A 13,231-nucleotide genomic window follows, 5' to 3' on the forward strand; every position below is an offset into this window, starting at 1 on the left:
GCTGTTCATCGAAGGTGCTTTCGGCGTCGCGAACCGGGCGATCTGCGGGGTATTGCCAGGTGAAGTGAATTCAGTGACCACCCGGGCCGGGGGACATGGACATGTACGCCTCCATACAACGGCGGGGCTGAGCCTTCAATGATGCACCAGCCGCCCTCTTACAGCAACGCTTACCGGACAGTCCACCGCGCACACCGGATAGCCGCCGCCGTTTCCGCGTAGAGTGACCGCCATGGCCGCGTGGAACGACGACGTGCGGCGGTTCGCCGCCCGACACCGCCCTCAGTCATGAGAATCCGCGTCCTGACGTTCAACACGTTGTTCCGCGGCCGCACCCGGGCCCGCCTGGGCGTACTCGCCGAGGTCATCGAGCGGTCCGACTACGACGTCGTCTGTCTGCAAGAGGTCCTCTCGCCCCGGAACCTGGCCCATCTGCGCCGCTCGGCGAAGTCGTATCCGCACTTCGCGCACGGTTCGGTTTTCCCGCTCGTGCGGGGCGGACTGGTGACACTTTCGCGTCGACCGGTCACGCGCCGTCATTTCCAGCCGTTCACGCCGACCCGGCCGGCCCGCCCCGAATGGCTGATGCGCAAAGGCGCCCTCCTCACCCGGGTGAGTTACCCCGGCGGGTTCCTGACGGTGATCAACACGCACCTCACCGCGAACATGGACGCGGACTGGTCCGAGTCCAACGCCGCCACCAAGGCGGAAAAGGCCGAGCTGGACGAGCTGGCCGTCCGCATCGGCGAACTCGACCCGGCCGAACCCAAGGTCGTCCTGGGCGACTTCAACGTTCCGCGCGCCCATGAGCTTTTCCGCGAGTTCGCGTCCACAACCGGCCTTCGGGACGCGCTCGACGGTGATACCGCGCGCACTTACCGTCCCGAGTACGAGGACCTCGAACCGATCGACCAGATTCTCGTCACACCGGGCATCGAGACAGTTACGCGTCTCGTCTTCAAGGACCACGTTCGCCTTCCCAATGGTGACCGCGTCCCGCTGTCCGACCACTACGCCATTGAGGCGACCCTCACCGTCCGCCCCTGACCTCGGACGTTCCGCCGCCGGACGGTTTCACCCGAGCGGGGGAAGCCCACGGCTCTCGCGAGGGAGGTGTGGGGCGCGGCGCCCGGACGAGCATGGCCTCACAGCACCGAGGAGGCATTCATGCTCACCACCCGTCCCGTTCCCCGATGGGCCGAAGTCGTCGCCCACGCCATTCCGCTGACCGTTCTGCCGTCCGGCCTGTGGCGGATCGCGCTGGGGCTGGGCGTCCCGATGGGCTTCGCCGGTGAGGGCGACGGTTTCATCGACTTTCCCGATCCGATCGGCACGCCCTACGTGTTCGCGCTCAGCCTCGTCTCCGAGTTCTTCGCCATGCTCGCGCTCGGGCTGGTGCGGCCGTGGGGCGAGGTCTTCCCGCGCTGGTTCCCGCTGGTCGGCGGACGCCGCGTGCCCGTCGCGTTCGCCGTCGGCGCCGCGTCGCTCGGCGCCGCCGCGGTCACGGCCATCACCCTGTTCGGGGCGTCCGGCTGGTCGGACGCGATGTCCGAGGACGGCACTCCCACCGGTTTCCAGAAGGTCGTGATGACCGCCGCGTACGCGCCGCTCCTGGCCTGGGGGCCGCTGCTGGCGGTGCTGACCGTCCACTACTTCCTGCGGCGACGTACCGCGCGAGCCGTCCCCGCGACGGCCTGACAGACCAAGCGGCGCGTTCCCGTCACATCTGTCTCGACCACTTCGTCATTGGTTACCGTCCACGGCCCCGCCGGGCGGCCTGGGGCTGATGGCGACGGGTCAGGCGGTGCGCAGCTCGGTGATGGTGACGGCCTTCTTCGGTTTGCCGTCGCCCGCCGGATCCGCGCCCGCCGCGGCGACACCGTCCACGAACTCCATGCCGGACGTGACTCGTCCGAACGGCGTGTAGTCGGCGGGGATGGTGGAGTCCGCGTAGACGATGAAGAACTGGCTGCCATTGGTGTTCGGTCCGGAGTTGGCCATCGCGACCACTCCCCTGGTGTAGCGCGCACCGGCCAGGTTCTCGTCGGGGACCCGGTAGGACGGCCCGCCCGTCCCCGTGCCCGACGGGTCACCGCACTGGAGCACTTTGAGGCTCGCGGCGGTCGAGAGCCGGTGGCACGAGGTCTGGTCGTAGTACTTCTTGCCCGCGAGGAACGCGAGCGAGTTCACGGTGCACGGCGCCTTGGCGGCGTCCAGTTCCACTTGCAGCGTGCCGAGGTTGGTCTTGATGGTGGCCCGCGTCGGCAGCGTCCCGGTTATCTGGGACGGGGGTTTCCCCACGTCCTTGACGCTCGGGGTGGTCGCGTCCGCGTAGGCGCAGGTCTTCGTACTCGCACCGGTTGCGCCATCAGTCGCGGCGGCATTGTTGGGCGCGGTCGACCGGGCCCCGCTCGCTCCACCGCTTGGATCCTTGTCGTCCCGCAGCAGGATGGCGGCGCCGACCCCGCCCGCGACCAGCAGCACCGCCGCCGCGGCGCCGACGATCGCCAGCGGGCGTCCGTTCCGCCGTCCAGGCGCCGAAGGCCCTGTCTGCTGGGGAAATGTCTGCTGGGGATACCCCGGCGGGATGAACGGGGCGCCGGGCGGGGCGGGCGCGAGGGGCGGCCCACTCGGCCAGAGCGAGCCGGGCGGCTGCCCGCCGAACCCGGGCCCGGAGCCGGGCGGAGGCAGGTTCGGCGGCGGCGTCGGAGGCCCCTGGGGGGACGGCACCGTGGCGGGCGGCGCCGCGGCCGCCGAGGTGCCCTCCGCGAGGAGGTACGTCCCGTCGGTCGCGGTCAGGGTCGCGCCGGGCCCGGTGCCGAGCAGCCGCTGCAACACCTGGAGCGCGGTCGGCCGCGCCGCCGCGTCCTTGGCCAGGCACGCCGCGACGAGGTCGCGCAGATCGCCGGTCAGCGCGCCGAGATCCGGTTCGGCGTGCAGGACCCGCTGCATGATGGCCGGGACGGAGTCGTTCCCGAAGGGCGGGACGCCGTTCGCCGCGAACGCCACCGTGCACCCCCACGCGAACATGTCCAGGGGAGGGCCCCCGACAGCGCCCGCCACCTGCTCCGGCGCCATGTAGGCGGGGGTGCCGACGGCGCCGGTCATGGTGGCGGCGGTGGCGTCGAGCGGCCGGGCGATGCCGAAGTCGATGACCTTCGGTCCGTCCGCGCCGAGCAGCACGTTGGCGGGTTTGAAGTCGCGGTGGACGACGCCCGCCTCGTGGATCGCGGCGAGCGCGGTGGCGGTGCCGATGGCGAGCCTGACCAGCTCGTCGCCGGACGGCACGCCCTGCCCCGAGATCCGCTCGCGCAGCGACGGCCCGTCGATGTACTCGCTGACGATGTACGGGACGTCGTCGTCCGCCTCCGCGGCGAGGATGCGCGCCGTGCAGAACGGGGCGACGCGCCGGGCGGCGGCCAGCTCGCGGTCGAAGAGGGTGCGGGCCCGCTCGTCGTTGCCGACGTCGGCGTGCAGCAGCTTCACCGCGACCCGCCGGCCGGTGCCGGACTCGCCGAGGAAGACGCTGCCCTGGGCGCCCTCGCCGATTCTGGCCGTCAACCGGAACCCGCCCACCTCACGGGGATCATTCGGACGAAGTGGACGAGAGTCGGGCATCTAAGGTCCTTCGCGACGCAAGCGGAGAGAGCAGGCTATCCGCCGACGCCCAGGTGCCGGGCCCATCCGGGGCACGTGTCAGAGTTTCCTGGCCAGATCCGGAAACGGGCGGTGACGTGCTGCGCACGGAAGAATCCCGTGGCTTCGGGGTGTCCACCGTCGCGTTCGCCATGCCCGAAGCCGTCGCCTTCGGGTGACAATGGGGGGGTGAGCGAGACCCGGACCCCCCTGCGCCGCCGCCCCGCACAGCGCCGCAGCGTCGAACGTGTCCAGCGGATGCTCGACGCCTGTGCCGACATCCTCGACGAGGACGGCTACGACGGCCTGACCACGACGCGCATCGCGCAGCGTGCCGACGTGGCGATCGGCTCGGTGTACCAGTTCTTCCCCGACAAGCGCGCCGTCGCGCAGGCCCTCGCACTCCGCAACCTGGAGGAGTTCGGCGACCGCGTGTCCACGCGGCTGGCAGAGGGCGGCTTCGGCGACTGGTCCGAGCCCGTCGGCGCGATCATCGAGATCTTCGTGACGATGCACCGCACCGTGCCCGGCTTTCGCGTGCTGCGGTTCGGCGACGTCGCCGACGTCCACCTGCTCGACTCCGACGCCGACAACAACGCGGTGGTCGCGGGCCGGCTCCGCCGGATGATCTTCGAGACGTTCGGCGTCGAGGACACCCCCCGGCTCGCCACCGCGCTCGCCATCGCGGTGGAGGCCGCCGACGCCGTCCTGAAGATGGCGTTCCGCAGCGACCCGGACGGAGATCCGGTCATCGTCGCCGAGGCGGAACGACTGATCCACGGGTATCTGGCCGCCCACATTGAGGAGTCCTGACCTCATTCCCGTCATCTGTGGCAGACTCCCGCAGAACGCTACGGAACGGGTGAGTTCGCTGGACGAAGAACGGCTCCAGGCGCAGAACCGGCTGCTGATCCGGCAGCGGATCCGCCTGATGGTGAACCAATACGAGGTGCACGCCGAGGGCCCCGGCGGCGAGGAGGGTGAACTGCTCGCGTTCGCGCAGCAGAAGCGCCTCGCCTTCAAGGAACAGGTCACCCTGTACGCCGACGACACCAAGACCCGTCCGATCCTCGGGTTCAAGGCCCGCAAGCGCATCGACCTCGCCTCCGCCTACGACGTCACGGACGCGAACGGGCAGCCGATCGGCGTCTTCCGCAAGGACTTCAGGAAGTCGCTTCTCGCGTCCACCTGGCACCTGGAGCAGCCGGGGCTCGGCGTCACGACCGGCAGCGAGCGCAACAAGGCCGTGGCGGTCCTGCGCCGCGCCTGGCAGTTCATTCCCTACGTGGATTCCCTGCCGTTCGCATGGCCGTACCACTTCGACTTCTACGCCGGTGACCAGGTCGCCTTCTCCGTCGACAAGAAATTCGGATTTCGCGACCGCTACGTCGTCGACATCAAGGATCCGCGCCTGGACCGCCGCCTGATCATCGCGCAGGCCGTCGGCCTGGACGCCCTCCAATCCCGCTGACGTAACCTCCTCGCAAGGGCCGCGATTGCGGCCCTTGCTCTGTCTCGCATGGGCGCCGGAGGGTTCACGTGAGTTCCTATGACCTTTACACCACGCCGGCTGCGACATCTGGGCGAAGCTGTACGAGCGGCTCGGCCTTCCCGTCGAGAAATGCATGGAGTTCGTCGACAACTCCGACATGTACCAGCTCTATCAATCGCTGCTTTTCAGCCGGACCGTCCCATGCGTTCGGGACGTGGGTCTTTGGGGCGACAAGGTGCGGGCGCCGAGTAACCGCCCACCGCCGTCCGGCCCTCCGGCTGATCATCATCACGTAGATCTATCTGCGTTTTACCAATTCATTCGCTAATTCCCCATGCGCGTCCGCGGTCTGTACTAACGTCCCCGCTCGACGGTGCGCCGGATTTCACGTCGCGCGGGCGCGCACCACGTGCAGGATCAATCCGAAAAACCCCGGGGGGAAGAATGAATCGATCCGCCAGAAGGCTGCTGAGCGTCGCCGTCCTCGCACCGACCGTCACGGCGCTGGCCGTCGCGACCGCACCGGCCTACGCCGAGGTCGGTCCGTCCACGGCGCTGCTCTACGAGACCGCCGCCGCGGCTTCGCCCGTCACCCAGGCCGTCCCGGAACCGGTCGTCGGGGGCGCGGGACGGACGGCCGAACTGGCCACGACCACCGCCGACCAGGTCTTTCTCGCCGCGCCTTCCTCGTCCGGCCTACGCTCGGCGAACGAACGGCACTGCAAGCTGAAGCCGGGCAAGTCGGTCAAGCAGCACACGGGGGTGGGCCTTCCGGACGCCGCGCTGCCCTCCCTCGGCAAGGGCGCCCCGGCCAAGCTCCCCAAGGGCGACTGCCTCGCCGCCCAACGCCGGTCGCGGACGGACCCGCTCCCCGCCCCGGCGGGCGCCGCGACGAAGGTTCCGCAGACGATTCTCAAGGATGTCGGCAAGGTCAGCAAAACGGTGCGCGGAAGCAAGCTTGGCGCGCTCCCCGGCATGCGGAGTGCCGGGCCGAACGCCCGAGGCGCCACCGTCCCGGTCAGCTCGCCGCTGCCGGACGTCCCGTCCGTGCTCGGCAACGCGGCGCAGAATGGCCAGGTCGGGGACGTCACGTCCACCCTGGGCGGCGCCCGGACGTCCGGCCAGTCGCCCAATGTTGGAAACGTCCCGTCCACGCTGGCCGGCGCGAAGCCCGCCGGGGTGCCGGTCGGCCAGGTGCTCTTCCCGCCCGCCGGACGGCACGCGCACCCCGCGCCGCCGAACGACGTGCTCGGCCAGACGAACGACACGGTCAACCAGACCGGCGGTGGACTCGACCAGGTGACGAGCCTCGCCAAGGTGCCGGGAGTCGGCTGAGAACCCGCCGAAAACAAGCCGTTCCCGGGGGATCGGGGGGTCGATCCCCCGGCAGGAGCACGGGGCGTTCCGCGACCGCACACGATGCGGATGATCTTCGCGGAACGCCCCGTTCCATGTGCCCTGAGCACTTGTTATATGCCCGAGATCACCCCTTCCATGGGGAGTAAAGTTGATCTACTAACCCGGTTACCGTCTGGAGTTGATCAGCTGCAAAGGGCAAAATGTGGGGTGACAAACCCCACAATCTAGGGGTCTGGGGCGCGTTTCACAGGGGACACACCGTACGGTCAAGGACTTGTGCGGCGTCTTAGAGATCAAAAGTGAAGATGCCATTCCCGCGCCGCACCTGCCGGACGCCGGCACCGCGATGAAGCGGGAGCGCCGTGAGCAGCGGCGCGGAGGCGGGCCAACGAGCCCGCGGGCGGTGGGGGTCACAGGGGCGGACGACGCCGCCTGACCACGCCGCGACCACACCGGACGTCCGGGGTCCTGTCCCCTAACAAAGGACTCCTCTGTGGGTAGCCCTTTCAGGCGTCTTCTACGAGCGCGCCTTCGCACCATCCTGATCGTCTCCGGCGCGGCCGCCGCCGTACTCGCGGTGGGGGCCTTCGTCTTCGTCGACGGCGGCGCGCCCGCGAAACCGGCCTCGGCCGCGCAGGCGGAACCGCGGACCACGACACCGCTGCGGGACGGCCCGCGACCCGAACCGACCCGCGCCGAACGTGGCCAACCACGTTCGGCGGACCCGTCACCCAAGAAGTCGAAGCCTCGCAAGAGGAAGTCAGACACCAGCGCGGGTCATGTGGCCCCACCCAAGAAGAAGAGTGACTACAAGGTCGTTGACTCGGGTTCCTGCCAGGCATCCTTCTACGGGGAGGGGCAGATGACCGCGAGCGGCGAGCCGTTCGACCCGAGCGCGCTGACCGCCGCGCACAAGACGCTGCCGATGGGCACCAAGGTCCGCGTCACGAACAAGAGCAACGGTCGCTCGGTCATCGTCCGCATCAACGACCGCGGCCCGTACGCGGGCGGCCGCTGCCTGGACCTGTCCACGGCGGCGATGAAGAAGGTCGGCGGGGTCGGGTCGGGTGTGATCTCCGTCCGCTACCAGGTTCTGTCGCGCCGCTGATCCACGAGTTCGTCCGTACCGTCCGGTGGGCACCGAACCATGTCCGCCGGACGGGCGTCGCCGTCGGCATGGTCGCCCGGCTCCTCCAGCGACGCCTCCGCGCCGTTGGACCAGGCGCCGTCGCCGCCCACGGGCCGCGCGCCGTCCGTCTGCGTCTCGACGGGAGAGCCACCCGCGAACCCGGTCGGGTAGGCGTCCGTGGGCAGGCTCTCGGTGGGCAGGCTTTCGATGGGCCCGTTCTCGATGGGCGGGTTCTCGATGGGCAGGGCCTCGGGGGGAAGGGGCTCCTCGGCCGGGACGGGCGCCGACCGCGCGAGGCGGTCGCGGAACCAGTCGGTGAGGGCGCCGTCCACGCGGACGGCCTCGGTGATCGGCGGGCGGGCCTCGGTGCCCGGCTCGGCGGCCAGCGCGTGCCCCATCCGGAACGTCGTGGCCTGGACGGACCCCGTGTCGTGGCGCCGCAGCAGGTCGCGCAGTGACGTGATCTCCCGGGCGGGGACGACCCGGTCCTTGCTGCCGCTGATGAGGAGCGTCGCCACGTCCCGTCCGGCGAGGTCACCGGCGAGGGCGCCGAGGTCGAGACGGTCGGCGAGGGTGGCGGCGTGGTCGGCCCAGGCACGGTCCAGGCCGGACAGCTTCTCCACCGCGCGCGCGACCCGCGACGGCGCGACGACGGGCGCGATCAGGGCGAGGGCCGTCACCGGCACCACGTTCCGCGCCGCCGCCAGCATCGCGGCGGCGCCGCCCGCGCTGAAGCCCGCCAGCGCGACGGGCCCGTCCGGGAGCCCGAGGTCGCGGCGGATGTCGGCCAGGGCGGCTGGGAGGCGCTCCACGGCGTTCTCGACCGCCGCGCAGTACGCCTCGATGGCCTCGGTCTCCAGGATGGCGCTCGAACCGAGCCCGCCCGGCGAGGCGGCGGCGGGCAGGTCGAGGTAGACGCGCCACACCGGCACGCCCGTCATCGGGATGGCCGCGGCGAGCGCGCTCGCCGTGCGCGGCGGATCGAATCCGGGCCAGGCCAGGATCAGCCGGGTCGGCGCCGTCGCGGTCGCGTCGACGGCGGTCGGTGGCAGCGCGACGTACGGGTCGCCCGCCGCGGTGCCATGAATGAGATGGGTCGAGACGGGATGGGTCGAATGGTGGTCGCCGCTCATGTCGGTACTTCAGCTCCTGCGATGCTCGACGGGCGATGCCGGTCGTGCCGGGGGAGGAGGCACCTGCCGCGCCTCCATGCTTTCAGCGGACGCCGGGCAACACACCGCGAATCGCCGCACGTTGCCCGCGAGAGTGACGAAGAACTCACCTGAGGTAACTCCATATCGAATAATTCGAGTGTGCTGCTCCCCAGATGGTTCCGCGATCGTTCCGGTGCCGTGACGGGTGTGGCGCGCGTGTCACGAACTTCGCAAGCGGTCTTGGGGAACATTTCCGGCACCGGTGGCGTCGTAGTGATCGTGGGCGCCGCGGGGGCGCGCCCGCTGAACGTTCCCTCCGAGGAGTGCACGTGAACAGGAAGCGCAGTACGGCCGCCGCAGGTCAGGCCTGGCAGATCTACGCCGAGACCCTGCAACCCGATGCGCCGGGGCTCTGGGAGCGCGTCCGCGCCGTTCCCCGGATGCTGAAGTCGGTGCTGCGGGGGCAGTACAAGGGCATGTCCTACGGGACGCTCGGGCTGCTCGCCCTGGGCGTCGTCTACATCATCTCCCCGATCGACGCCATTCCCGACGTGATCCCCGTGGTGGGCATCGTCGACGACACCGGGCTGGCTCTCTGGATGCTCGCCGTCCTCGTCAAGGCGGCGGGCGACTTCGTCACCTGGGAGCGCGGTGGACGACCGACCGTCCTGGTGGGCGAACCCGTCGACTGACCTCTACCGACCAGGTTCACTGAAGGCGAGACCCTCCGACAGGGTCTCGCCTTCATGCGCTTGGGCTCAGTTCCTTGGCGAAGCCTTCGGCGGCGGCCAGCATGATGGGCACGACGTTCGGGACGGCTTCGCGCGTCATGCGTCCGGACGGTCCCGACACAGAGATCGCGGTCAGTGCCGGAGACCCCTTCAGCGGCACGGCCACGCAGCGCACACCGATCTCCTGCTCTTCGTCGTCCAGGGCGTAACCCTGCTGGCGGATCCGCTCCAGCTCGGACAGGAGAGCATCCACGTCGGTGAGGGTTTTGGGAGTGTGCGGCTCCATCCCCGTCCGTGCGACGATCTCGCGGACCCTTTCGTCGGGCAGTTGAGACAGGAGCGCCTTGCCGACGCCCGTGCAGTGGGGTTGGACGCGCCGTCCCACTTCGGTGAACATCCGCATGGAGTGCTTGGACGGCACCTGCGCCACGTACACGGCCTCGTCGCCCTCCAGCACGGCCATGTTGGCGGTCTCGCCGACCTCGTCAACCAGACGGGCCAGTACCGGCCGCACCCACGTGCCCAGCAGACGGCCCGCGCCCTCACCGAGCCGGACGAGCCGCGGCCCGAGCGCGTACCGCTTCGACGGCTCCTGGCGCACGTAGCCCTTGTTCACCAGCGTCCGCATCAGCCGGTAGATCGTCGGCATCGGCAGTCCGGAGACCTCCGTCAGCTCGGACAGCGCCATCTCGCCCCCCGCGTCCGCAAGATGTTCGAGCAGGTCGAACGCACGCTCCAGCGACCGCACCGCCTCCGCCACCCGCGTCTCCTCTCGCTCGGAACACGCCCGAGTCTACGGAGAGTCGATTTCGCTCTGGAAGAACACGGTCCGTGTGATGGACGTTACTGATGGGCATCAACTGGCAATAACTGTCATTGCCCGGCGCTACGTCGTCGCCCCCCTGGCAGCCACACGGACAAGGCAAAGGTCAGGGGGACGGGTGCGAATGGAGCGCCGAACGACTCACTGGTGTGCGATCGCGGTAAGCGGAGCACTGACCGTACCGTCGCTGATGCTCGCGGGTCCGAGCGCGGCGGCGTTCCCGGACGGAAGCCCACCGCACGTCCGGTTACTCATGGACATGACTGCCGACGGCAGCAGGGCGACGGGTTCCGACTACGCGCTGACCTACACGGTGCGCGTGCGTGCCGAAGGGGGGACCGCCAGAGACGCGGTACTGCGGCTCACCGTCGAGCGTCCGCTGACCTGGATGAAGCATTCGTCCAGGTGCGTGCAAGCGGATTCCGACAACCAGCTGCGCTGCGACCTGGGCGACATCGGCAAGACGGCGGTCGCGCGAGGGGCGACCATCCGAGTCCCGGGTTCCGTGGTCACGGGTTCGTCGAAGGAGAAGCTGGACGTCGTCGCCAGAGCGGACGCCACGAACACCCCTTCCCGGACGATCCGAGGGGTCATCGGCTTCTCCAGCGGCACACAGACCACCGTGCCCGGACGCGACAAGCCCGTCCTCACGCACACAAGAAGCGTTCGTCCATGCAACGGCAAGCCCTGCCCAACACGCAAACCCCACAACACGAAACCGAAACCGACGAGCGCGCACGAGGAACCCTGCGCGAACACCGCGCCCTGCCAGGCCGCGACGACACCGCTTACCGCGACGACGACACCGCCTGCCGCGCTGCCGTCGCCGAACCGCACGCCGAGCCCGGCCTGCGAGACCACCGCGACGAACACGAGCGCGAACCCATGCCAGACAACGAGCCCTTCCACGCGGACGCCGTCCCCAACGACTCCTTCTCCGGAGCCATCTTCGGCGGCACCTCGTCCAGCACCGAAGTCCCCAACGGCCCAACCCACCACCTCGGGCCCCCAGGGCCCGACCACGTCGACCACGCCAAACACGTCGTCGACCACTCCAACCGAGTCGAGCGCGTCAAGCGGGTCGAGCGCGCCAGAACCCAACGCGGTGGTGCCGAACACGGACACGACACCGTCCAGCACGCCCCGTGGGCCTAATCCGGCTGTGGTTGGCAAGCCCAAGGTGACCAAAAAGCCCGGCACGCACGGCAAATCGCCAAAGCCCGTCTGCAAACGCGGCAAGGAATGCCTGGACGCCCACGAGGTGAAGCCACGGGCATACCCCGATGGGAGCGCGGGCTCGGGCATCGAGGCCTACGGGCCGGGTGTGGAACAGACCGTCCCGGAACTGGCGCAGCCCGACCTGCCACCGGCCCCGAAGCCGAGCCCGGTCGTCCTGCCGCCGTTGAACGCGCCCGGAGGGCCGCAGGCCGCCGCCGGTGAGAGCCAGCTGACGCTGATGTCGCCCACCGGCCTGGACGAGGGCGACAACACGGACTGGGCCGTCGTCATCGGCGTCGCGCTCGTCGCCGAGATCACCCTGCTCTGGTGCGCCGCGTGCTTCGGCCTGTGGCGGCGCCGGATCGCCCTCGACCGCACCACGTCGGAGGACGACGGCCGGACACAGGGCTGATGTCCGTTCCATCACAGTGGCCGAATGAATTTTCGAGCACCCTTGAAAGGGCTGTGAAAAATGGTTCGTTGACTTAAACGGGAAAGCGTCGAGATTCTTGTGGACGGCATGGGGGCTCCCATTGCGGGGGCGTGGCCAGCGCGCATGCCTACAGCCCCCGCCCTCCCATGCCGCAAGGAGTCGTGTGATGCAGCGTCGAAGCCTGCTCGCCTGCGCCGTGCTCATCGCGTCCACATTCGTCTCGACCGGTGCCGCCGCCGCGGCGGCCACCGATCCGTCGACGGGGACCGTGTCGCCAAGCCCGAACGCCCCGAAACGCGGGGTGGTCGCCGGTGCGCAGAACTTCACGCCCAACGCGCGCAACGCGAAGGCGGTCGAGCGTTTCCGTGAGCTGAACCGTGCCCGGGTCAAGCGTGACGACGTCCACCAGTTCTGGGGCATCGAACCCGCCGCCGGGACGCACGACGGGTTCATGGCCACGCAGAGCGTCGACCCGAGCTACCAGGTGTCGTCCGAGGAGGACTTCACCTACACGCCGACCATCAAGGCCGCCGGGTCCTGCATGGAGGTCACGACCGCCTATTCCCAGGTGATGGGAAACGAGATCTGGGCCTGGGACTGGTGCGGAAGCACCGGGCCCGCGAAGCAACTCCAAATGGACGACTCGTTCATGGAGACCTACACCACGACGGTGAACGAGCACCAGGCGTACAGCGTCCAACTCGTCCAGACGGACGCCGCCACCAACGAATGGGGCGCGTACCTCTACAACCAGAAGACAAAGGCCTGGGAACTGTTCTACAGCCAGTCCGGCAGTGACCAGAGCCAGCTGAACTACGGCTGGGACCTCTTCGAGATCTACGCGTCCACCGACCCGAGCACCGGCAACGCCTACTACTGCTCGGAGGCGAAGAGCGTGGTGTTCGAGTCGAGCTCCATCCAGCTCCGCCAGAACGGCGCGTGGCGTCCGGCGGGCCCGTCCGACTCACCGTGGCAGCCGACCGCCGAGCCGAACCCGAACGACTACCTCTGCCCGACGCTGAAGTTCGAGCGCGCCGGTGAGAACGACCACTGGATCGTCCACCAGTAGGGTCAGCGCGCCGGACGGGACCCGCGCCGGTGCCCCAGCCGCACCCCGCTCAGCACCAGATCGACGAGGAACAGCACCACGCCGATGATCAGCAGATAGAACAGCCCGTTGACGACGACGCCGACGATGCCCAGCGCGACCGCCACCAGGAGGAGGAACAGGAACAGAGCCACGAGGTCTCCCTCCA

The 13,231-nt window shown here is 69.4% G+C and carries 15 protein-coding genes; 10 read left to right on the top strand and 5 right to left on the bottom strand.

Translation table 11 applies throughout. The annotated features are described in order from the left end of the window. Nucleotides 1-288 precede the first annotated feature (288 nt). Complete coding sequence (locus ABD808_RS29585) at nucleotides 289-1,047, top strand: endonuclease/exonuclease/phosphatase family protein (protein ID WP_344903380.1); 759 nt, start codon at nucleotides 289-291, stop codon at nucleotides 1,045-1,047. 120 nt (nucleotides 1,048-1,167) lie between these two features. Further along, a complete protein-coding gene (locus ABD808_RS29590; RefSeq protein ID WP_344903384.1) occupies nucleotides 1,168-1,698 on the top strand; it encodes a hypothetical protein in 531 nt (176 codons plus the stop codon). A gap of 99 nt (nucleotides 1,699-1,797) precedes the next feature. Here the strand turns inward: ABD808_RS29590 and ABD808_RS29595 are convergent, their stop codons facing one another. Continuing rightward, a complete protein-coding gene (locus tag ABD808_RS29595; RefSeq protein WP_344903387.1) occupies nucleotides 1,798-3,561 on the bottom strand; it encodes a protein kinase domain-containing protein in 1,764 nt (587 codons plus the stop codon). Nucleotides 3,562-3,825: 264 nt separating this feature from the next. Between ABD808_RS29595 and ABD808_RS29600 the strand changes: the two genes are divergently transcribed. The 4 genes from ABD808_RS29600 (at nucleotide 3,826) to ABD808_RS29615 (ending at nucleotide 7,595) form a co-directional block, all read left to right on the top strand. Beyond that, nucleotides 3,826-4,449 carry a TetR/AcrR family transcriptional regulator gene (locus tag ABD808_RS29600; RefSeq protein WP_344903390.1) on the top strand — a complete coding sequence of 208 codons (624 nt, stop codon included), beginning with the start codon at nucleotides 3,826-3,828 and terminating at the stop codon, nucleotides 4,447-4,449. 49 nt (nucleotides 4,450-4,498) lie between these two features. After that, nucleotides 4,499-5,107: an LURP-one-related family protein gene (locus tag ABD808_RS29605; RefSeq protein ID WP_344903393.1), complete on the top strand. Its 609-nt coding sequence runs from the start codon at nucleotides 4,499-4,501 to the stop codon at nucleotides 5,105-5,107. Between the two features lie 465 nt (nucleotides 5,108-5,572). Then, nucleotides 5,573-6,463 (top strand): hypothetical protein, encoded by an 891-nt coding sequence (locus ABD808_RS29610; RefSeq protein ID WP_344903396.1) that lies wholly within the window; start codon nucleotides 5,573-5,575, stop codon nucleotides 6,461-6,463. Between the two features lie 517 nt (nucleotides 6,464-6,980). Continuing rightward, nucleotides 6,981-7,595 (top strand): septal ring lytic transglycosylase RlpA family protein, encoded by a 615-nt coding sequence (locus ABD808_RS29615; RefSeq protein WP_344903399.1) that lies wholly within the window; start codon nucleotides 6,981-6,983, stop codon nucleotides 7,593-7,595. Here ABD808_RS29615 and ABD808_RS29620 read toward each other — a convergent pair. Beyond that, nucleotides 7,571-8,749, bottom strand: a complete 1,179-nt coding sequence (locus ABD808_RS29620; protein ID WP_344903402.1) for a hypothetical protein — start codon at nucleotides 8,747-8,749, stop codon at nucleotides 7,571-7,573. The genes ABD808_RS29615 and ABD808_RS29620 overlap by 25 nt on opposite strands. Nucleotides 8,750-9,099: 350 nt before the next feature. Between ABD808_RS29620 and ABD808_RS29625 the strand changes: the two genes are divergently transcribed. Then, entirely contained in the window at nucleotides 9,100-9,462 is a 363-nt protein-coding gene (locus tag ABD808_RS29625) for a YkvA family protein (RefSeq protein ID WP_344903405.1), read from the top strand. A 52-nt stretch (nucleotides 9,463-9,514) separates the two neighbouring features. Here ABD808_RS29625 and ABD808_RS29630 read toward each other — a convergent pair whose 3' ends face one another. Together ABD808_RS29630 and ABD808_RS29635 are read right to left on the bottom strand one after the other, a co-directional pair. Beyond that, entirely contained in the window at nucleotides 9,515-10,249 is a 735-nt protein-coding gene (locus ABD808_RS29630) for an IclR family transcriptional regulator (protein WP_425548997.1), read from the bottom strand. A gap of 381 nt (nucleotides 10,250-10,630) precedes the next feature. Next, nucleotides 10,631-11,197, bottom strand: coding sequence for a hypothetical protein (locus ABD808_RS29635; RefSeq protein ID WP_344903411.1), 567 nt, complete (start codon nucleotides 11,195-11,197; stop codon nucleotides 10,631-10,633). 12 nt (nucleotides 11,198-11,209) lie between these two features. Between ABD808_RS29635 and ABD808_RS29640 the strand changes: the two genes are divergently transcribed. The 3 genes from ABD808_RS29640 to ABD808_RS29650 all read left to right on the top strand — a co-directional run bounded on the left by ABD808_RS29640 (nucleotide 11,210) and on the right by ABD808_RS29650 (nucleotide 13,044). Beyond that, entirely contained in the window at nucleotides 11,210-11,479 is a 270-nt protein-coding gene (locus ABD808_RS29640) for a hypothetical protein (RefSeq protein WP_344903414.1), read from the top strand. A gap of 25 nt (nucleotides 11,480-11,504) precedes the next feature. Next, nucleotides 11,505-11,954: a hypothetical protein gene (locus tag ABD808_RS29645; protein ID WP_344903417.1), complete on the top strand. Its 450-nt coding sequence runs from the start codon at nucleotides 11,505-11,507 to the stop codon at nucleotides 11,952-11,954. 187 nt (nucleotides 11,955-12,141) lie between these two features. Continuing rightward, nucleotides 12,142-13,044 (top strand): carbohydrate-binding protein, encoded by a 903-nt coding sequence (locus ABD808_RS29650; protein WP_344903420.1) that lies wholly within the window; start codon nucleotides 12,142-12,144, stop codon nucleotides 13,042-13,044. Between the two features lie 2 nt (nucleotides 13,045-13,046). On the opposite strand, the gene ABD808_RS29655 is transcribed toward ABD808_RS29650, so the two are convergent. Further along, nucleotides 13,047-13,217, bottom strand: coding sequence for a hypothetical protein (locus ABD808_RS29655; protein ID WP_344903423.1), 171 nt, complete (start codon nucleotides 13,215-13,217; stop codon nucleotides 13,047-13,049). Nucleotides 13,218-13,231 lie beyond the last annotated feature (14 nt).

It is taken from the genome of Actinomadura meridiana, assembly GCF_039537545.1.
Classification (GTDB): Bacteria; Actinomycetota; Actinomycetes; order Streptosporangiales; family Streptosporangiaceae; genus Spirillospora; species Spirillospora meridiana.

Coding starts and splice junctions, on each gene's coding strand:
- ABD808_RS29585 (WP_344903380.1), top strand. CDS start 289: ATGAGAATCCGCGTCCTGACGTTCAACACGTTGTTCCGCGGCCGCACC.
- ABD808_RS29590 (WP_344903384.1), top strand. CDS start 1,168: ATGCTCACCACCCGTCCCGTTCCCCGATGGGCCGAAGTCGTCGCCCAC.
- ABD808_RS29610 (WP_344903396.1), top strand. CDS start 5,573: ATGAATCGATCCGCCAGAAGGCTGCTGAGCGTCGCCGTCCTCGCACCG.
- ABD808_RS29620 (WP_344903402.1), bottom strand. CDS start 8,749: ATGAGCGGCGACCACCATTCGACCCATCCCGTCTCGACCCATCTCATT.
- ABD808_RS29640 (WP_344903414.1), top strand. CDS start 11,210: ATGCCAGACAACGAGCCCTTCCACGCGGACGCCGTCCCCAACGACTCC.
- ABD808_RS29650 (WP_344903420.1), top strand. CDS start 12,142: ATGCAGCGTCGAAGCCTGCTCGCCTGCGCCGTGCTCATCGCGTCCACA.